General features: G+C 39.6%; 22 protein-coding genes and 1 tRNA gene. 16 read left to right on the forward strand and 7 right to left on the reverse strand.

The features are described 5' to 3' along the window. Positions 1-47 precede the first annotated feature (47 nt). On the reverse strand, positions 48-1,214 hold the full coding sequence (locus J1G40_RS04670) for a T9SS C-terminal target domain-containing protein (RefSeq protein ID WP_265241422.1): 1,167 nt from the start codon (positions 1,212-1,214) through the stop codon (positions 48-50). Positions 1,215-1,406: 192 nt separating this feature from the next. Between J1G40_RS04670 and J1G40_RS04675 the strand changes: the two genes are divergently transcribed. The 3 genes from J1G40_RS04675 to J1G40_RS04685 are packed head-to-tail and all read left to right on the forward strand — an operon-like array spanning position 1,407 to position 3,910. Further along, positions 1,407-1,904 (forward strand): SRPBCC family protein, encoded by a 498-nt coding sequence (locus J1G40_RS04675; RefSeq protein WP_265241424.1) that lies wholly within the window; start codon positions 1,407-1,409, stop codon positions 1,902-1,904. Between the two features lies 1 nt (position 1,905). Then, on the forward strand, positions 1,906-2,598 hold the full coding sequence (locus tag J1G40_RS04680) for an SDR family NAD(P)-dependent oxidoreductase (RefSeq protein ID WP_265241426.1): 693 nt from the start codon (positions 1,906-1,908) through the stop codon (positions 2,596-2,598). Position 2,599: 1 nt separating this feature from the next. Beyond that, a complete protein-coding gene (locus tag J1G40_RS04685) occupies positions 2,600-3,910 on the forward strand; it encodes a cryptochrome/photolyase family protein (RefSeq protein ID WP_265241428.1) in 1,311 nt (436 codons plus the stop codon). A 31-nt stretch (positions 3,911-3,941) separates the two neighbouring features. Here J1G40_RS04685 and J1G40_RS04690 read toward each other — a convergent pair whose 3' ends face one another. Continuing rightward, positions 3,942-4,991: a DUF6340 family protein gene (locus J1G40_RS04690; RefSeq protein WP_265241430.1), complete on the reverse strand. Its 1,050-nt coding sequence runs from the start codon at positions 4,989-4,991 to the stop codon at positions 3,942-3,944. 214 nt (positions 4,992-5,205) lie between these two features. Here J1G40_RS04690 and J1G40_RS04695 point away from each other — a divergent pair, with 214 nt between their 5' ends. The 7 genes from J1G40_RS04695 to J1G40_RS04725 all read left to right on the forward strand — a co-directional run bounded on the left by J1G40_RS04695 (position 5,206) and on the right by J1G40_RS04725 (position 10,358). Next, positions 5,206-5,625: a DUF1801 domain-containing protein gene (locus J1G40_RS04695; protein WP_265241432.1), complete on the forward strand. Its 420-nt coding sequence runs from the start codon at positions 5,206-5,208 to the stop codon at positions 5,623-5,625. Positions 5,626-5,639: 14 nt separating this feature from the next. Further along, the gene (locus J1G40_RS04700) at positions 5,640-7,067 is read left to right on the forward strand and encodes an amidohydrolase (RefSeq protein WP_265241433.1); all 1,428 of its coding nucleotides are present in this window, start codon (positions 5,640-5,642) and stop codon (positions 7,065-7,067) included. Positions 7,068-7,109: 42 nt separating this feature from the next. Beyond that, positions 7,110-7,406 (forward strand): GNAT family N-acetyltransferase, encoded by a 297-nt coding sequence (locus tag J1G40_RS04705; protein WP_265241435.1) that lies wholly within the window; start codon positions 7,110-7,112, stop codon positions 7,404-7,406. Position 7,407: 1 nt separating this feature from the next. Beyond that, positions 7,408-7,839, forward strand: coding sequence for a (4Fe-4S)-binding protein (locus J1G40_RS04710; RefSeq protein WP_265241436.1), 432 nt, complete (start codon positions 7,408-7,410; stop codon positions 7,837-7,839). 15 nt (positions 7,840-7,854) lie between these two features. Then, on the forward strand, positions 7,855-8,757 hold the full coding sequence (locus J1G40_RS04715) for a hypothetical protein (RefSeq protein ID WP_265241437.1): 903 nt from the start codon (positions 7,855-7,857) through the stop codon (positions 8,755-8,757). Between the two features lie 83 nt (positions 8,758-8,840). Further along, the gene (locus tag J1G40_RS04720) at positions 8,841-9,284 is read left to right on the forward strand and encodes a VOC family protein (RefSeq protein ID WP_265241439.1); all 444 of its coding nucleotides are present in this window, start codon (positions 8,841-8,843) and stop codon (positions 9,282-9,284) included. 75 nt (positions 9,285-9,359) lie between these two features. Further along, positions 9,360-10,358: a pirin family protein gene (locus J1G40_RS04725; protein ID WP_265241440.1), complete on the forward strand. Its 999-nt coding sequence runs from the start codon at positions 9,360-9,362 to the stop codon at positions 10,356-10,358. Between the two features lie 27 nt (positions 10,359-10,385). Here J1G40_RS04725 and murA read toward each other — a convergent pair whose 3' ends face one another. From murA to J1G40_RS04740, 3 genes are all read right to left on the reverse strand, one after another. Further along, entirely contained in the window at positions 10,386-11,693 is a 1,308-nt protein-coding gene (gene murA / locus J1G40_RS04730; RefSeq protein WP_265241442.1) for a UDP-N-acetylglucosamine 1-carboxyvinyltransferase, read from the reverse strand. A 15-nt stretch (positions 11,694-11,708) separates the two neighbouring features. After that, a complete protein-coding gene (locus J1G40_RS04735; RefSeq protein WP_265241444.1) occupies positions 11,709-12,362 on the reverse strand; it encodes a DUF4290 domain-containing protein in 654 nt (217 codons plus the stop codon). Positions 12,363-12,452: 90 nt separating this feature from the next. Beyond that, the gene (locus J1G40_RS04740) at positions 12,453-12,740 is read right to left on the reverse strand and encodes a DUF493 domain-containing protein (protein ID WP_265241446.1); all 288 of its coding nucleotides are present in this window, start codon (positions 12,738-12,740) and stop codon (positions 12,453-12,455) included. Positions 12,741-12,828: 88 nt separating this feature from the next. On the opposite strand from J1G40_RS04740, the gene J1G40_RS04745 reads away from it, so the two are divergent. The 5 genes from J1G40_RS04745 to J1G40_RS04765 all read left to right on the forward strand — a co-directional run bounded on the left by J1G40_RS04745 (position 12,829) and on the right by J1G40_RS04765 (position 17,364). Further along, a complete protein-coding gene (locus tag J1G40_RS04745) occupies positions 12,829-13,398 on the forward strand; it encodes an ATP-binding protein (RefSeq protein ID WP_265241447.1) in 570 nt (189 codons plus the stop codon). Continuing rightward, the gene (locus J1G40_RS04750) at positions 13,391-15,289 is read left to right on the forward strand and encodes an ATP-dependent DNA helicase RecQ (RefSeq protein ID WP_265241448.1); all 1,899 of its coding nucleotides are present in this window, start codon (positions 13,391-13,393) and stop codon (positions 15,287-15,289) included. Before J1G40_RS04745 ends, J1G40_RS04750 begins: the two co-directional genes overlap by 8 nt. Further along, positions 15,290-16,243 carry a methionyl-tRNA formyltransferase gene (gene fmt / locus J1G40_RS04755; protein WP_265241449.1) on the forward strand — a complete coding sequence of 318 codons (954 nt, stop codon included), beginning with the start codon at positions 15,290-15,292 and terminating at the stop codon, positions 16,241-16,243. Positions 16,244-16,418: 175 nt separating this feature from the next. Next, positions 16,419-16,691 carry an HU family DNA-binding protein gene (locus tag J1G40_RS04760; protein WP_265241450.1) on the forward strand — a complete coding sequence of 91 codons (273 nt, stop codon included), beginning with the start codon at positions 16,419-16,421 and terminating at the stop codon, positions 16,689-16,691. Between the two features lie 112 nt (positions 16,692-16,803). Continuing rightward, complete coding sequence (locus tag J1G40_RS04765; RefSeq protein ID WP_265241451.1) at positions 16,804-17,364, forward strand: YqgE/AlgH family protein; 561 nt, start codon at positions 16,804-16,806, stop codon at positions 17,362-17,364. On the opposite strand, the gene J1G40_RS04770 is transcribed toward J1G40_RS04765, so the two are convergent. Both J1G40_RS04770 and J1G40_RS04775 read right to left on the reverse strand, forming a co-directional pair. Further along, a complete protein-coding gene (locus J1G40_RS04770; protein ID WP_265241452.1) occupies positions 17,357-18,208 on the reverse strand; it encodes an aminotransferase class IV in 852 nt (283 codons plus the stop codon). The two genes, J1G40_RS04765 and J1G40_RS04770, sit on opposite strands and share 8 nt — an antisense overlap. 166 nt (positions 18,209-18,374) lie before the next feature. Beyond that, the gene (locus J1G40_RS04775; protein ID WP_265241453.1) at positions 18,375-18,758 is read right to left on the reverse strand and encodes an START-like domain-containing protein; all 384 of its coding nucleotides are present in this window, start codon (positions 18,756-18,758) and stop codon (positions 18,375-18,377) included. A gap of 137 nt (positions 18,759-18,895) precedes the next feature. On the opposite strand from J1G40_RS04775, the gene J1G40_RS04780 reads away from it, so the two are divergent. Further along, a tRNA-Met gene (locus J1G40_RS04780) sits at positions 18,896-18,969 on the forward strand. Positions 18,970-18,982: the final 13 nt, after the last annotated feature.

The following is an 18,982-nucleotide window of genomic DNA, read 5'->3' on the forward strand; positions in this document are numbered from 1 at the left end:
TTAGAATTGTTAACAAATCCCTAAATAAGAGGTAAAGACGGATAAACTTATTTCAATATAAACGGCTTGGCTATAGTGCGTCCCTGAAGATAGAAGGTAAGGTAGTATACGGCAGACCTGAATATAGATAAATCTATAGTATTAGAAACTATGTCATTGGCATGTGTATGGTGTATTCTACGGCCGGTGACATCAAAAATTGCCCTTCCAAACAGTTCAACATCCACATTTAAACTATACTGCAGTTCTTTGGAATTTGGTGCTATAAAAATAATCAGTTCCTCCCCATCTTCACCATTAACCGGAGGATCTACAGGAGGGGGTTCTTCAGGGTTCTCTTCTCCTATAACATCGTCATTAGTGTTGAAACTGAATATCCCGGCATCTAAAGTAATAGGGGGATTATCATTTGTAAAACGCTCAGAAGTAAGATAATAAGTATTCTCATCCGAATATGCGATGCTCTCTATCTGGGCAAACCCGACAGATAATGGAATTTTCTCTGCTGTAGAACTAAAACTGAACTCATCGGTCAGTTCATCCTGTCTTATTAGAAAAGGTTGAAGTTGCTGACTGTAACCCACTAAGAATAACACACCGGATAATACATTGTAAGTAGCTCCGGTAATCAGCCCATCACTAATATATCCACCTACATTAACCGCCTGATAGGTACCCGGAGTCTTAGGAAGGGAATAGGCATTAGTACCATTGCTCTGCCATTGCTTTGTAAATATTATGAATTCATTTTCCAGAGCTATAAATGCCTCGGCATCCCAATCACTAAGTTCGTTTCCGTCAAAATCTATTTGGTCCTCATAACTAAAATCTATCCGGTCTGCCATTACCGTATCGGAAGCAATATAATCCGATTTAGCAATTCTATAAATTGCCAGGTCTTCTCTTCCACCCAGATTGTTGCCAAAATCTCCAATATAGATGTAGTCTTCATCCTGTGTAAGATCTTCCCAATCCGCATTATCTGCATTGACAACAGTGACAGTACGTGAAATATTAAAATTCACAGTATCCAATTCATACAAAAAAGCAGAATTACCTGAGTCGTTATGGGTAATTAGCTTGTCGTTAAAGAAGATAAGTCCGGAAGTCTCGGAAATTGCCCCAGGGAGTACTCCTATGTTAGCTACATCGGCCTGCCCCAACAAAGGATTAACAATTAAAAACAGAAAAATACAAGTGATTCTGGTAATCATAGCAATATTTCACCCGACAAAATACAAAAATGTCCCATCCGGCACTAAAATATTAGATGAATGTCGAAACAGACGGGGTACAGACTACTATCCGCGTCAATATTTTCATCAGAAATTTCAAAATTTTAAGTTTTGTTTAATCTTTTATTTTTTTAATTAAACATTATTGTCTGTATTTTTACATTTTTATCTATGAAACTATATCAGCTACACGCGTTCCAATCTTTGCCAATTTCTCAGGAAGTGGCCTGGGATTTTTTATCTAATCCCGCCAATTTAAAAACCATTACCCCAGATAATATGGGCTTCAACATATTATCCGGAGAAGATCGTGCTATGTTCCCCGGTCAGATCATAGCATACAAGGTTTCCCCCTTCTCCGGATATACTACCAAATGGGTTACGGAAATCACCCATGTTAAAGAAGGCTCTTATTTTGTTGATGAACAAAGATTTGGCCCATATGCCTTATGGCACCATAAGCATTTCATCAAAAAAGTTGAAGGTGGGGTTCAGATGGAGGATATTATAGATTATAAAATTCCATTTGGGATTTTAGGTCAAATAATGCATCCCCTTGTTGTAAAAAAACAGTTGCTCAAAATTTTCCGATACCGAGAGCAGAAATTAATCGAACTTTTTGGAAGTATCCCTAATGCTGAGGGAAAATTGACCTTTAAAACCATTTGAAATGAAGAAGAACATAATAATGATAGGAGGTTCAAGGGGGATTGGACAGGCTATTTTACAACAAATTCATCAGGATAATAATGTATATGTCGCTTCCCGAACAGATGATAATCTTAAGCTTCCCAATACGACACATATCCCTTTTGATGCTTTATCCGATAAGCTTAACCTGTCCTTATTGCCCGAGGAAATTCACGGGTTTGTGTATTGTCCGGGCTCCATAAGCCTAAAACCTTTTAAAATGCTCAATTCTGATGATTTTGAGGCGGATATGCAGATTAATTTCATTAGTCTTGTAAAAGTTGTAAATGACATTATGCCAAGAATGACAGCAGCTTCGAGCATGGTCTTCTTTAGTACCGTTGCTGTTGGTACCGGCATGCCTTATCATACAAGCGTTGCAGCCTCCAAAGGTGCTGTGGAAGGATTTACAAAAGCCCTTGCCGCAGAATATGCCCCCAGGATCAGGGTTAATGCTATAGCGCCCTCCCTGGTAGATACTGATTTGGCGGGTCGGCTATTGAATAATGACAAAAAGAGAGCGTTAATGGCAGAGCGGCATCCGTTAAAAAGAGTGGGGACTGCAGAAGATATTGCTAATGCCGCGGTATACTTGCTCAGCTCAAAGAGCAGTTGGATGACCGGGCAAATATTCTCTGTTGACGGTGGCATCTCTAGTCTTAAGTCGAACTAAAATGAAAACTACTATTTCCATCTTCTGGTTTCGCAGAGATCTAAGACTGGAAGATAACGCTGGCTTGCATGCTGCGTTAATGGACGAACATCCGGTATTACCCATTTTTATTTTTGACCCTGACATTCTTGATCAATTGGCCAATAATGATGCCAGGATAACCTTTATTCACAGCACTTTAAAGCAGATGAATAAAAGTCTTGATGTATCTTATCAATGTGCTGTATCCATGTATTTTGGGAAGCCGGTAGATATATTTGAACAGCTAATTGGGCAATTTGATATCCGGGCGGTTTTTACCAACCATGATTATGAACCTTACGCTATCAAAAGGGATAAAGAGGTTGGGGAAATATTGGATGCCCACCAGATTGAATTGAAAACTTTTAAAGATCAGGTGCTATTTGAGAAAGATGAAGTACTCAAGAATGACGGGACGCCTTATGTAGTATATACTCCATATATGCGCAAATGGAAAGAGCAGTTCAATGCAGAGACCCATCTTAAAGAGTTCAGCACCGCACCTTTTATGCACAGGTTGATGAAGTTGGACAAATATCCTACGCTATCACTTTCGGACATTGGGTTTCTACCATCTTCAATTAGAGTTGTGGATTATGACAGCAGTCCGGAGATTATTAATAACTACGAAGCAACAAGAAACTTCCCGGCCCTGATTGGGGGAACTTCAAGATTAGGACCACATCTGCGTTTTGGCACTGTCTCTATTAGAAAAATGGTCAGAAAAGCCATTGCTGAAGAAAATGAAATATTTTGGAATGAATTGATCTGGAGAGAATTCTTTATGCAGATTCTCTGGCATTATCCTCATACAGTATTACAGGCATTCAAACCAAAATACGACAGAATAAAGTGGCGAAATGATGAAGACGAGTTTAAAAAATGGACAAGTGGTACCACAGGTTACGCCCTGGTAGATGCGGGAATGAGAGAGTTAAACAAAACAGGATATATGCATAACAGGGTGCGTATGTTGGTAGCCAGTTTCCTCTGCAAACATTTGCTGATAGATTGGCGTTGGGGGGAAGCCTACTTCGCCCAAAAATTACTGGATTATGAGATGTCTAGCAATGTCGGCAATTGGCAATGGGCCGCCGGGAGTGGCGTAGATGCAGCCCCTTATTTCAGAATATTTAATCCGATGACCCAGATTAAAAAATTTGATAAAGATCATAAATACATCAACAAGTGGGTCCCGGAACTACAGCAACTTAGTTATCCTGATAAAATGGTTGAACACAAAATGGCACGAGAGCGATGTCTTGCCGCTTACAAGGAAGCCCTTCAATAATAACAAAGCAGCCTCTACTTTATTTTTGACCTTATTTTGACAGTTGATATTCTAACTCCCTTTTTTCTGCAAGACGGAATTTCAAAGTGTTCAAATAACGCAGCGCATTATTGTCGTTATAATCCGAGTAAGCCTTGCTGGCCCATTTCATAGCAGCATCAAGATCACCATTAATCTCATTTATTATAGCCATATTGTAGCAGGCACGGCCGGCTACTTTTGTTTTAGGATGAGATAGCTCCTCTTCCCACAAGTCTGCAGCACCATCCCAGTCGCCCGTCTGAGCTCTGCGCTGGGCAATTTTAAAATTATCCGTTCCACGTACATAGTAATCGCGTGCAATCCTTTTATTTATTGGCCTTAATCTGTAGGCATAATTTATGCCCAGCTTATTACTTATTTCCAGGACAGCTTCTTTTCTGCCGATAATAGCTTCAAAGGCTTTAACAGGATTAATCCCTGCTCCTTTCAAAGAGACCAGATCATAAGTGCTGAATTCGTCTAATATTAGCCTACGCTGCGGGTCATAAATTCTCCAGCCATTCTTTATCTGCGTATTTAGTGTAAGACCATGTGCCGGAATCTCGGCTTTAATCCCAAGATCGTTGGGAACTGTCATCTTGGTTAGCTTATAATGTGCCCTGGTATCGGTATCGTAGAATTCTAAAGAAAAAATAGCATCTACATTATAGGTTTCACACAGGTTTTCTATAGATTTCCAGGGTAATGAAGCCGGCAATACCGCAAGTCCTCCTCTGGGTACATTCTGGTCGTTGATCACTACTATTTCGGCAAACCTGCCGCTGGCCTCCAACTCATCAAATAACCCCTGTACTGCCCTTTCCGAACCCTCCTTATCTAATTTAAGGCCTTCGAGTGAAAGTATCTGGTCTATTTTATCAAGTGTTTTATTTGCTTCCGAAGCGGTACTTCGATTGAGTATTCCAATTTTTTGGACATCCGAATGCACAAAAACCGGTGCGGGCTCTATTGCATTCATGGTAAGCCTGTTGGTAGGGCTGCAACTAGTAATAATAAGGCACAGGACTATGCCTTCAAGTATAAGGTTAAGCTTTTTCATGGGACTGAAATTGATTATTTTAAAAAAACCAGGTTGTAATCTATTTAATCATCTTGTAATTAAACAGATACAGCACGGAAAAATTGTATTCTAACCAAAATAATTATTGCTCCCGCTTACAATTCTTTCCAACTATTAAGCTCGTTTTTTTTAGTATATTTAGTTGCAGGAATATTGCACAGCATTTGTATATAAATAAGATAGATTTCCAATTATGTCTGGTAACAAAACTCTTCCAAATGAGGCTTCTGTAACTCAGTTTTTAGATAAAATATCAGCCCCCCAAAAGAAAGAAGATGCTTATTTTCTATTAGAGTTAATGAAAGACATCACCGGAGAGGCACCTGTGATGTGGGGGCCATCTATTATTGGTTTTGGAAGCTATCATTATAAATACGATTCTGGCCGAGAAGGTGATATGCTGTTGACCGGCTTTTCACCCAGGGCACAGAATTTTTCCTTATATATTATGGCGGGTTTTGATAGATATGAACCGCTAATGAAAAAACTTGGTAAACACAGTACAGGAAAAACCTGCCTGTATATTAAACGTCTGTCCGATATTGACATTGAAGTTTTAAAAGAACTCATTGCCACCTCTTACATACATTACAACAAGAAATATAACGGCTAATCAAATATTTAAAAATGAGAAAATTAATCCTAATTGGGATACTGCTGCTAATTGGGCCGGTAGTACTTGCCCAGAAAATGAATTCAAATAAGAAAGCGGCCCTGGCCAGCATTGAAAAACATGAACAAGCCCTTATAAAAATAAGTGATTCTATATGGGCTTTAGCCGAAGAAGCTTTTCAAGAGGTAGGCTCCTCAAGGATATTGGCCGATTACGCTGAAAACAACGGGTTTACTGTTCAGCGCGGCGTTGCAGGAATGCCCACAGCATTTGTAGCCACCTACGGTTCTGGTAAGCCTGTAATCAGTGTTCTTGGTGAATTTGATGCCTTGCCGGGGATTTCACAAAAAGCATCTCCTGTAAAATCCCCCCTGAAAGAAGGGGCTGCAGGCCATGGGTGCGGACATAACCTGTTCGGCACGGCAAGCCTTGGTGCCGCTATCGCCGCTAAGGAACTTATAGAAAAGGGTAAACTTAAAGGCACAATTAAGTTCTTTGGCACCCCGTCTGAGGAAAAATATTTTGGAAAAATCTGGATGGTAAAGGCCGGTCTTTGGGACGATGTAGATGTAAATCTAAGTTGGCACCCCGCTGCAGCTACAAAAGCAGATGTGCAAAGTTCTCTGGCTCTGGTAGATTTTAAAGTGGAGTTTTTTGGTCAGGCTGCCCATGCCTCTTCGGATCCCTGGAATGGCAGAAGTGCTTCGGATGCATTAGAACTCTATACTACAGGAATTAATTATTATCGGGAACATATAAAACCGACAGTGCGCATTCATTACCACATACAGGATGGTGGGCAAGTAGTTAATGTAGTTCCCGATTATTCTAAAATATGGGTCAGGGTAAGAGATACCAAACGCAGCGGTATGATGCCGGTATATGAACAGGTGCAAAAAATGGTTGAAGGAGCAGCAATTATGGCCAACGTTGATTACAAAATCTCACTGATATCAGGGATCTATGAAGTACTGGTAAACCGTGCCGGGGGTGAAATTATGCAAAAGAATTTGGAATTGCTGGGCCCAATTACCTATTCGGAAGAAGAAATTGCATTTGGAAAGAAAATACAGGAGATCACAGGTAAACCCCAGGTGGGCATGGATAGCAAAATAAACAAGTTAGAAGAGACAAAAGAGCATCCGGGAGGTGGTTCTACAGATGTTGGTGATGTCAGCTGGAATGTGGCCAATATAAATCTCAGTGTTACTACCGCTCCCAAAGACACCCCTTGGCACTCATGGGCCGTGGTGGCCTGTGGAGGCATGAGTATTGGCCATAAGGGAATGGAATATGCGGCCAAGGCGATGAGCATGACGATGGTAGACCTTTTTGAAGATCCAAAACTTGTAGAGAAAGTTAAAAAGGAATATGTGGAAAGAAAAGGAGATCAGCAATATGAGGCAATAGTCCCGGAAGGACCTCCCCCTATTGGCGGATAATCTTGCACCTTTACTATGAATAAATAAAACTATCTTTAATTTATGAACGACCTCAAACTAACTGATAATTCGGATGCCCGGCAGTACCAGGTGCAAATCGGAGACCAAATTGCCAGGATAGAGTATATAAAGGCAAAGGATAAGATATACCTCACTCATACAGAGGTCCCCATTGCTCTGGAGGGCAATGGTATTGGCTCTCAATTGGTGAATATGGCCCTGGAAGATATTGATAAAAAAGATTTAACACTCATTCCATTATGCCCTTTCGTTGCTGGCTATATTAAGGACCATCCGGAATGGAAGAAATTAGTATTAAAAGGAATAAATATCAAATAATATGGGAGAAAGAGAAATTATAAAGGAGTATTCTAACGAAGAGTTGACTGTAGTTTGGAAGCCTAAATTATGTATCCATGCCGCGGTATGTGTAAAGACATTACCCGATGTATACGATCCTGAAGGCAAACCCTGGATTACTCCTGAAAATGCCAGTGCGGATGCCCTGAGAGCACAGATAGATAAGTGCCCTTCCGGAGCACTGTCTTATTATACTAAAGGTGAAAAAAAAGAAAATAAGATGAGCGATAACAGTACAAAAGTAGAAGTAGCAGCCAACGGGCCATTATTGGTGCATGGCATCCTTGAGGTTAAAAATACCGATGGTTCCCTGGAGAATAAAAAAAGAACAACCGCCTTCTGCCGTTGCGGTGCATCCACCAATAAACCCTACTGCGATGGCAGCCATAATGAAATTGGCTTTGAAGGCTAGGGAAAAGCGGGTAGCATGCGAAAGAATTTGTTATTAATGGCCTCCCTGACCTTGTTAACTTTTACAGGGAATGCACAGGAAGATGCCCTCAGGACTTTTGAACCTCTGGCAAATACCAGATGGGCTGCGGAAGGTAACTGGGGGGATGGCTCCGCATTTAAACAAGAGGTATTTTTCCAGTATAATTTAAAAAAGAAGATAGTCATTGCCAGGTCTGATGGGTTTACCAATGCAGAGCGGACTGCCTTTGGTAGTCGTAACTATGGTATTCGGCAATACGACAGTATTACTGGAAAGATTAAATTTTGGGAATTTGACGTTTTTGGCGGCCTGACTATGGGCGAGGTCATCGCCGATGGTAAAAACATTTTGTACCAATACGATTATGGTGACAGCAGAGTGACGGATATGTGGGAATATGTAAACGATTCTACCTACAATTTTATCGTGGGCAGCTATAATAACAAACAATGGGGACAGCGTTTTCTTGAAACACAGTTTAAACGTATATACACAACAAATAAACTAGAGGAATACGGCAAAAAGTTGGCCGGAAAATGGAGCTCAAAAGCCTGGGACGGTCAATTAATTGAAAAATGGGTTATAGATGAGAATGGGCATTTATTACAACATGCAGAATATATAGAAAAAGGGGCTGTGCTGTATAAGGCCAGTTCCAAAATTGAAAGGGTAAATCAGGAGTTAATCATTTTTTCGGTGATCAAAGGGAATAATCCAAAGATTTTTAAAGCGATTTCCGAATCCGCCACAAGTATTACTTTCGAGAATACCGAGTATGGATATCCTAACAAACTCAAATATATATTTAATGCTGATGGTACATATCACCGCACTATTAGCGGTAAAGAAAATGGAGAAGAAAAAAGCTATACCTTTGAGTTTACACGGTCAGAATAATCCGTTTAATAACACACTCTTCAGAACATTTTAAATACGGTTAAATTAAACCCATCCTAATTAGTACTAAATCATTACTACCTATGAAATATATACTCTGCCTTTTGTTTACTGTGAATTGCTTTATGCTGAGCAGCCAATCATTCGACTTTCAATACGACCACTACTCTTTGATTATTAAGGATCTGGAGAAAACGGGAGATTTTTATGCCAATATTCTGAAACTGGAAGAAATACCACATCCCTCCGCCAGCAGCGGATTTAGATGGTTCAGGATAAAAGGGAACTCACAGTTACATTTAATTGGTAAAGACAAGGTGGCTATGCAGCACAGTAAAAGTGTTCATCTGTGTCTGGCAACTCAAAACCTGGACAAATTTATAGATCACCTAAATAAAAATAATATCCCATTTTGGGACTGGCCCGGAAAGGAAGGAGCAATAACCAATAGGGCGGATGGTGTTAAACAAATATATATTAAAGACCCTGAGAACAATTGGGTAGAGATAAATACAGCTATGCATTAATCCTATATTTTCATTAACAATTTGATGGGAATTAAGAGCGCTTTTTAGTGGTATTTTTATAGCTAAATTATTTATATGGACAAGGCTGTTGAGCAAATTTTCCCCCTGGGATTTCCCTGGCAAACCCAGGACCCGTTTTTATTTTGTGTATATCATTTAGATCATTACCCTGAAGGCAATGAGGATATGGGCCCGGCTGCGTCCCTGGAAGGACGAAATCTGGGGAACGACTTTACAGTAAAAGACGGCTGGCGGATGTATCACGGTGAAACTATTCCAGGTTTTCCTTACCACCCACACAGAGGGTTCGAAACTATTACAATTGTAAATAAAGGCTATTGTGATCATTCAGATTCGCTGGGAGCTGCAGGCAGGTTTGGCCAGGGAGACGTACAATGGATGACCGCCGGACGCGGGGTGCAGCATTCAGAAATGTTTCCTCTTTTAAAGACCAATGAAGAGAACCCCCTCGAATTGTTTCAGATCTGGTTAAATTTACCTAAGGCCAGCAAGTTTGTCGATCCGCATTTTAAGATGCTTTGGCACGAGGATATTCCGGTAGTGACATCAGATGGAGCTCAAATAAAAGTCATTGCGGGAAACTTTAATGGAGTCAAAGCCAATGCGCCTGCCCCCGATTCATGGGCCGCCGTAGAGGAAAACCAGGTGGCTATCTGGAATATTCATCTGGAAGCAAACAAAGAATTCACCCTGGACCCGGTATCTTCTGAAGTAAATAGAACACTGTACTTCTATGAAGGAGATAATATTAAAATTGAGGGTAGTACTATACAACCGGGAACTGGGATAGTCCTAAATGCTGAAGTTCCGGCCACAATTCAAAATGGCAATCAGCAGGGACATTTTCTGGTCTTACAAGGAAAGCCTATTGCTGAACCGGTGAGTAAATATGGTCCTTTTGTGATGAATACAGAGGAGGAAATACAGCAGGCGATGCAGGAATATCAGCTTACTCAGTTTGGAGGTTGGCCATGGCCCCATCCAGATAATGTACATCCCCGAAATAAAGGTAGGTTTGCAAAATATCCTGACGGAACTTTGGTGGAAAAGTAAGGGAAAGTAAAACCAATTAGGAAAACCCTAAATTCTGGTGATTTTTGCACCTATGGCCCTGAGCCTGGTATCTATATCTTCATATCCACGGTCTATCTGTTCAATATTGTGAATAATAGATGTCCCTTTGGCAGACAAAGCGGCAATTAAGAGAGAAACTCCCGCCCTGATATCGGGAGAAACCATTGTAGTGGCCTTTAAGGTAGATTTAAAATCGTGCCCGATAACCGTTGCCCGGTGTGGATCGCATAATATAATCTTAGCGCCCATATCTATAAGTTTATCTACAAAAAACAGTCGGCTTTCAAACATCTTTTGATGAATAACAACCTCTCCTTTAGCCTGGGTACTCATTACCAGTATAATACTGAGTAAGTCTGGTGTTAATCCTGGCCAGGGAGCATCAGCAACTGTGAGAATAGAACCATCAATAAAATTTTGAATCTCATATCCGTTTTTATGTTCCGGAATAAAGATGTCGTCGCCCCTGCGTTCTAATCGAATGCCCAGCTTGCGAAATACGCTAGGAATTTGCCCAAGATCATCCCAACTCACATCCTTTATAGTAAGTTCACTCCTGGTCATGGCTGCGAGGCCAATCCAACTGCCAATTTCAATCATATCAGGAAGCATGGTATGCGTAGTCCCGCCTAATTCTTCCACCCCGTCTATCACCAATAAGTTAGATCCAATACCGCTGATCTTAGCTCCCATTCTATTGAGCATCTTACAAAGCTGCTGTAAATAAGGTTCACAAGCCGCGTTATAGATGGTTGTCTTCCCTTGGGCCAGAACTGCTGCCATTACAATATTGGCAGTACCTGTAACCGAAGCTTCATCAAGCAGCATATAAGTGCCCTGGAGCTTTTTGGCTTCAACGCCATAAAAGTGTTCTTCACTATTATATCTGAAATCGGCTCCCAAATGAATAAAGCCTTCAAAATGGGTATCCAATCTTCTTCTTCCTATCTTATCACCACCCGGCTTTGGAATATACCCTTTGCCAAATCTTGCAAGAAGCGGACCCACCAACATAATAGATCCCCTTAGCCCACTACCATCCTTTTTAAACTTGCCGGATTGTAGATATTCCAAATCCACCTCATCTGCTTTAAAGCTATAGGATCCTTTTTTTTCTTTTTGCACTTTAACTCCTAGATCCTGCAATAATGCAATGAGCTTATTGACGTCAACAATATCTGGAATGTTATTGATTGTTACGGTCTCCGGAGTAAGTAATACTGCACAGAGGACCTGGAGTGCTTCGTTTTTTGCCCCTTGCGGAGTTATCTCGCCATGAAGTTTCTGGCCGCCCTCAATTTTGAATGTTCCCATTAAAGGATGAAAAAATTAATACCGCTTTTTACCTCGGTTACTGTTTCTTTGCGATTTCTTTCCGGAACCACCTCTGTTGGATTTTGAGGGCCTGTTCTTAAGAAACTGCCCACTATCTGTCAGGTTCTCACCACCGGAAGCCAAATCTATCTGCCCATCACTAAGTTCGTAGAGATGCTTAAAAATCACCTGGTCATCAACGGTGTCTTTGTTCCAATTAAGGTAACACTTCTTCATATGGTTGGCAATGGCATATTCCAAGCCATCTCTCATGTCCCCTTTTTCCCATTTTATCGCCACATCTATCATCCTTTTGATATTATTGCCATAAAACCTGTACTTAGGATGGTTTTGCGGATATTCAAGCGCATCTGGCCTTTGCTGCAATACCTCTTTACTGGTAATGGGAAATGGAGATTCCACATCCAATTTAAAATCGGACATTATGAATAACTGGTCCCAAAGTTTGTGTTGAAAATCTGGCACATCCCTCAGATGAGGTTGTAAATTTCCCATAACACTTATAATTGCCTGGGCTATTCTATTACGTTCTGCGTCATCTTTTATGGAAACAGCATGGTCTACCATTTTCTGAAAATGACGACCGTATTCAGGGATAATGAGCTTTGAGCGCTCTGTATTGTATTCTAGGTTTTCTACTTGATTCAAAAGAAATTGTATTTTGATTAAACTCTCTGGAGAGAAGGAGGTACTTTAATAACGCCTGCAAATTAACAAAATTATACTACATATCCCATTTTATAAGGATATTACCCCCTCTATCTTTCCTACTTCTTTGTATTTTAAAATTACTTCATCGGGGTTAGCAAGGTGCACGGTAACAGAAATACTGGTGTACTTTCCTTTTCTGGATTGCTTGGATTCTATAACCGCCCCCGTATTGTCAAATATCTTATGAATTTGATCTATCTTATTGGTATCTGTCGGGATTATAAATTTATAAAGGTAATCCGATGGCCAGGGGGTATTCTGATAGAGTTCATCTTTGAGTCTTTTATAAAATTCCTCAGACTTTTTGTTCTCCATAAAGATCTTTTTTGCAAATATACACCTAAGCGGATTATTTTCTAGCCTTATTGGTATTCATTACTTTTGTGTGTATAAAAGCATCCCATTGAATCCAAAAAGAATTGTCATTACAGGAGGTCCGGGTACAGGAAAAACTTCGGTTATTAAAGCTCTGGAAACGATGGGCTTTTATTCATTTCATGAAATTATCCGAACCATGACCTCAGCAGCCAAGAAACAGGGGAATTCGGAAGAATTTATTACTAATCCGCTCACCTTTGTATCTGACCCTTACCTTTTTAACCAAAAACTGCTACGGGGCAGAGTGGATCAGTTTCATTCGGCTTCCACCCTAAAAGATCCGGTGGTATTTTATGATCGTGGTATCCCGGATGTATTGGCCTATATGGATTACTTCAAACAGGAATTTGACGAGGAATTTACATCGGCATGTAGCAAAAATCTCTACGATCAGGTATTACTCCTGCCACCGTGGCAAGCCATCTACAAATCTGATAACGAAAGGCTGGAAAGTTTTGAGCAAGCCATTGAAATTCATTCCCATTTAGATTCCACATATAAATCCTTTGGATACACCCCTAAAATTATTCCCGAAGGCACGGTAGAAGAACGTACAGCCTATATCTTAAGTTCAGTAAACACAAAGGATGATTAGAGAACCAGCTGCCATATTGCAAGAATATTGGGGCTTTTCTGATTTCAGAGGATCCCAGGAAAGTATCATTGAAACCATACTTGCCGGGTCCGATGTTTTAGCGTTGCTCCCTACCGGTGGAGGTAAATCTGTCTGTTATCAAATTCCCGCATTGTCCAAAGAAGGTATCTGTATTGTTATCTCACCGCTGATAGCGCTGATACATGATCAGGTAGACAACCTTAAATCTAAAGGAATAAAAGCATTGGCACTTACCGGCGGGATGTCTTTTGAAGAGGTGAGCGATCTACTGGATAATTGTTTATACGGCAATTATAAATTCCTTTATTTATCTCCTGAACGCCTTCAGCAAGAGTTTGTTCAGGAAAGGATATCTCACATGCCAGTAAATTTGGTAGCCATAGATGAGGCGCATTGTATCTCTCAATGGGGAAACGACTTCAGGCCTGCTTACCTGGAATGTGCCGTATTAAGAGACCTTCATCCGGAGGCTCCCATTATTGCACTTACGGCAACGGCTACAACAAAAGTAGCCAATGATATTGTTGAAAATTTAAGACTCTGCCATCTGGAAACTTTTAAAGATTCCTTTTCCAGAGAAAATATTTCCTATAAAGTACTTATACAAGAAGATAAACAGTATCATTTAAAACAGCTATGTAAAGCTACAGTTAACAGTGGTATCGTATATGTGCGCAGCAGGAAATCTACTGAGGCCCTATGTGCCTACTTAAACAAACAAGGAATTAGTTCGGCATATTTCCACGGCGGTATTAGCAAGGGCGAGAAAAAGAAAAAATTGGAACAATGGTTGTCTAATGAGAAAAAAATTATGGTGGCTACCAATGCCTTTGGAATGGGGGTAGACAAACCAGATGTATCCCTGGTAGTACACTACCAAATCCCGGACAGCATTGAAAATTATTTTCAGGAATCTGGAAGAGCGGGAAGAAATGGAGACCGTGCATTGGCTGTTTTGTTAACCAATGAAAATGATGAATTGCAGGTAAAGAGACAGTTTCTGCAAGTATTACCGGATCTTCCTTTTATAAAAATGCTCTATAAAAAACTCAACAACTATTTTCAAATTCCATATGGCAGCCATAGTATGGAAACTTTGCAGTTTCACTTTAATGAATTCTGCGATATTTATGGTTTTAATACCATTAAGGCCTACAACGGTTTACGGATACTTGATCAGAATTCCGTAATAGCGCTTTCTCAGGCATTTTCAAGAAATACCAAGTTGCAATTTCTTGCCTCTAAAGACCAGTTATTTACATATTTGGACAACAACCAGCAATTAGCAGCAGCGGTACAGGTAATTTTAAGGACCTATGGCGGTATCTTCGATTTTGAGACGAAAATAAATATGTATTTGCTATCTAAAAAAACTGGCATGTCCGAAGAGGCATTACATCTTTTATTGCAACAATTACACAAAGATGAAATTGTTGATTACCAGGCACAACACAATGACCTGGAAATTACATTTTTGGTACCACGCGAAGATGATCTAACTATTAACGCTTTTTCCCGTAATGTCCAGGATTACGTGGAGACCAAAACATCTAATGTAGCAAGTATTCTGGCCTATATAAAAAACAGAAAGCTTTGCAGGAACCGACAATTGCTATTATATTTTGGTGAAAAAACAGAAACCAATTGTGGCAAGTGTGATGTTTGTGAAAGTAAAATCAGGAAACCGGGAAACCATTACCAGGAAATATCTGAAGCAATCCTTGCCCAATTGAAGCGCAACAATAAATCTTCCAAAGTACTGATTACAGAAATCCCATTTGAAAGCACCAAAATACTAGAAACCCTGCAATTGCTATTAGAGGACAGAAAAATTGCCATTAACTCCCAAAACCAATATAAACTGATATAAATGAGAGATCTTCGAATAGTTTTTATGGGTACCCCGGATTTTGCTGTGGCAACGCTGGCAACACTGATTGCCAATTCCTATAATGTTGTTGGAGTAGTGACAGCAGCAGACAAACCTGCCGGGAGGGGTCGAAAATTAAGAGAGTCTGCCGTTAAGGTTTTTGCAAGGGAAAAGAATCTTAGATTAATGCAGCCTACTAACCTAAAGGATGATGCTTTTATTGAAGAATTAAAATCCCTCAAATCCAATTTGCAGATTGTAGTTGCTTTCAGGATGCTCCCTAAAGTGGTATGGCAGATGCCAAAATACGGTACCTTTAATCTGCATGCATCACTTTTACCAGATTATCGGGGAGCGGCTCCAATTAACTGGGCTATTATTAATGGTGAAACGGAAACCGGGGTCACCACGTTTTTCATTGATGAGAAAATAGACACCGGCGCGATAATCCTTCAGGCCAGACTTAGTATTGAAGCAGAAGATACGGCAGGCAGTTTGCACGACAAACTTATGCTTAAAGGAGCAGACCTGGTCTTGAAGACTGTAGGATTAATACAGGAAGACAAGGCACAACCCCAAATACAAGAAATCCCGGAAGGAACTGAACTAAAATCTGCAAATAAGATTCATAAAGATACATGTAGAATAGACTGGAAACAGCCGATGAATCAAATCCAGAATCTTATCAGGGGACTAAGTCCCTACCCTACTGCGTGGACCACTATATTAGATAATGAAGAAGTAATACTCCTTAAAATATTTACTTCCAATACTCAGCAAGAAGAACATGGGTTGAATAACGGAACAATAGTTTGTAATAAAAAGGAACTAAAAGTTGCTGTTTCAGAGGGGTATATTAATTTGGTTGAAATTCAATTGGCGGGGAAAAGAAGAATGAGCATAAAAGATGCGCTAAATGGCCTAAATTTATCAAAAAAGGCCTATATGGTCTAAACCCCTACTATCATTGGGCTGCGAGAAAGGTAAAAATTTACCTACTTTATCAACAAACATTTCAAGTTATCAACAAAATCGCTGATTTCCCTTGATTTTACTTGCGTTAACCGCAAATCCCTATAAATTTGTTCAAGCTTTGAAATTATTTAACAACAATTAATTTAATTGAATTATGAACAAAACAGAATTAATCGATGCCATGGCAGCCGATGCTGGCATCACAAAAGCAGCCGCAAAGAAATCTTTAGAGTCTTTTTTAGGAAACGTTGAGTCTTCTTTGAAAAAAGGAAATAGAGTTTCTTTAGTAGGATTCGGATCTTGGTCTGTTTCCAGAAGAAATGCAAGAGAAGGAAGAAACCCTTCTACAGGAAAAACTATACAAATTGCTGCTAAGAATGTAGTAAAGTTTAAAGCAGGATCTGATTTAGCCAGCTCAGTAAACTAGTCAACCTTTGAAAAATATATTAAAAGCACCTCCGAAAAGAGGTGCTTTTTTTAATTCCACTCATTTTTGTTATTTATAAGATTTATGTTACTTTTAGTTATATATCTTGGCCATGACAGATGTAAAACCAAACAAAGGGATATTATTAATTGCAGAACCTACGTTAACCGGTGACGTATCATTTAACCGATCTGTAGTTCTGCTTGCGGAACATAATTCGGAAGGTTCTGTAGGCTTCATCCTCAATAAACCACTGGATTACGATATCAGTGACCTTGTCTCTGAGATAAATGTACCTTTTCAGGTATTCAATGGAGGGCCCGTAGAACAAGACAATCTCTATTTTATACATAAAGTTCCACATCTGATAGATAATAGTATTGAAATATCTGATGGGATCTATTGGGGGGGCGACTTTGAGACTACCGTAGATCTGATCAATAACAAAACTATTACCGATAGAGACATACGATTTTTCCTTGGCTATTCTGGCTGGGCTTCCTTACAATTAGATCAGGAATTGAGTTCTAAATCCTGGATTGTAGTAAAGAATAAATACGAAAGTGATATTATTCAAAAACCTGCCAGTGCTTTTTGGAAAGAAAAAATGCTAGAGCTTGGCGGAGATTATCTGCTATGGTCTAATGCCCCTGAAAATCCAGCCCTTAATTAGCTATTTCCTTTACCCGATTATTTAGCTTTTCCAGAAAATAATTTGCTGCGCTACTGCCGTACTCTGCCTTTCTGTATTTACTAACTGGTCTTATGCCTACTATTGTATTGGTGAGGAACAATTCGTTTGCCTTCTGCAATTCAAAAGGAGAAATTGACTTTTCTTCAAGGGTATAGGTGGTATCTTCCTCTATTATGCGCATAAGTTGTTTCCTAATAATTCCATTCAGGCAACCGTCTTTTAAGGGAGGCGTTTTAATTGTCTTTCCGGAACACAAAAAAAGGTTTGCGTTTAAAGCCTCAACTACCTGTTTGGATTGGTTTAGCAACAAGCAATTGTCGTAACCGTTTTCCTTTGCATATATACTGCCGACCACATTGATTATCTTGTTATTGGTTTTTAGGGTGGAAAGCATATCGGCATTTATATAGAAATCCTTGAACAATTCAACCTCATAAGGGGTATCTTCTATGAGATAGAACGAAGAATTCAATTGTTGTGCTTCTACCACAAAAGACACTTCATTATTTTTTGGCAGATACAAACCTCCATCATTTCTGAAAACTGTAAAACGTATACGGGCAGGGGTATTAACTAGTTGGTTGGCAAGGAGACAAGCTTTAATCTGGTCTTCAATATACTCCATTGTAAAATTCATGGGAATTTCCATCCTCAGAATACGCATAGATGCCATAAGCCTCAGATAATGCTCCTCCATAAAAAAAACAAGACCGCTGGTGGCCCGCATGGTTTCAAAAAGTGCATCTCCATATTTAAATCCACGATTACTGTGATTTAAAAAGCTGCTATCCTCCGGAAGTAATTTGCCGTTGAAATTTATCATCAATACATTTCAGATTATAATACAGATGTCAAAACGTGACTTTAAATAGTTTTGTAAACAATTCTTTAGTTAAAGCAAATAATCTGCTTAAAGACCTAAGTATAATAAACTAAACAAAAATGGCCTTGAAAAAATCAAGGCCAAAGATACTATTATTTGATGGGGTTTATTTAGAACCCAGAACTTGTTTAAGGTCTGATACCTGATTTTCCCAAAGCATTTTAGCTTCGTCCATTTCGTCCTCTTCCGCAAAGTCTGTAATAAACAACGAAACATCCTTTGTAATCTCGTCGACAATTATTTTCAACTCAAAATAGCTGTCGTCCTCGTTTTCGGCCCAGGAGAATTTCACAAATTCATCACTTTTCTTTTTTAATAATTTTGCTTGTTCTTCAGAATCGTCCCAGATAAAATTAAAATTTTCCCCACGAGAATTTACATTATCGGCAAACCATTCGGAAAGCCCCGAAGGTGTCGACAAATATTGATATAATAATTGTGGTGAAGACTGTATAACAAATTCCAATTCAAACTTAACCTTATCCTCCATTCTCTGACTGATTTATTATGGACAATATATATATTTCTATATGATAAAAAAATAAATCGCAAAGAATATTTTTTGACAGCCTATTTTTGACGAACCAGAAATTTACCTTTATATTTGCAGCCGCTTTCAAGGCAATTGGCGAGGTAGCTCAGGCGGTTAGAGCGCAGGATTCATAACCCTGAGGTCGGGGGTTCAAGTCCCCCTCTCGCTACAACAACCCTTTC

The organism is Muriicola sp. Z0-33, from assembly GCF_026126425.1.
Taxonomy (GTDB): Bacteria; Bacteroidota; Bacteroidia; order Flavobacteriales; family Flavobacteriaceae; genus JAFMPW01.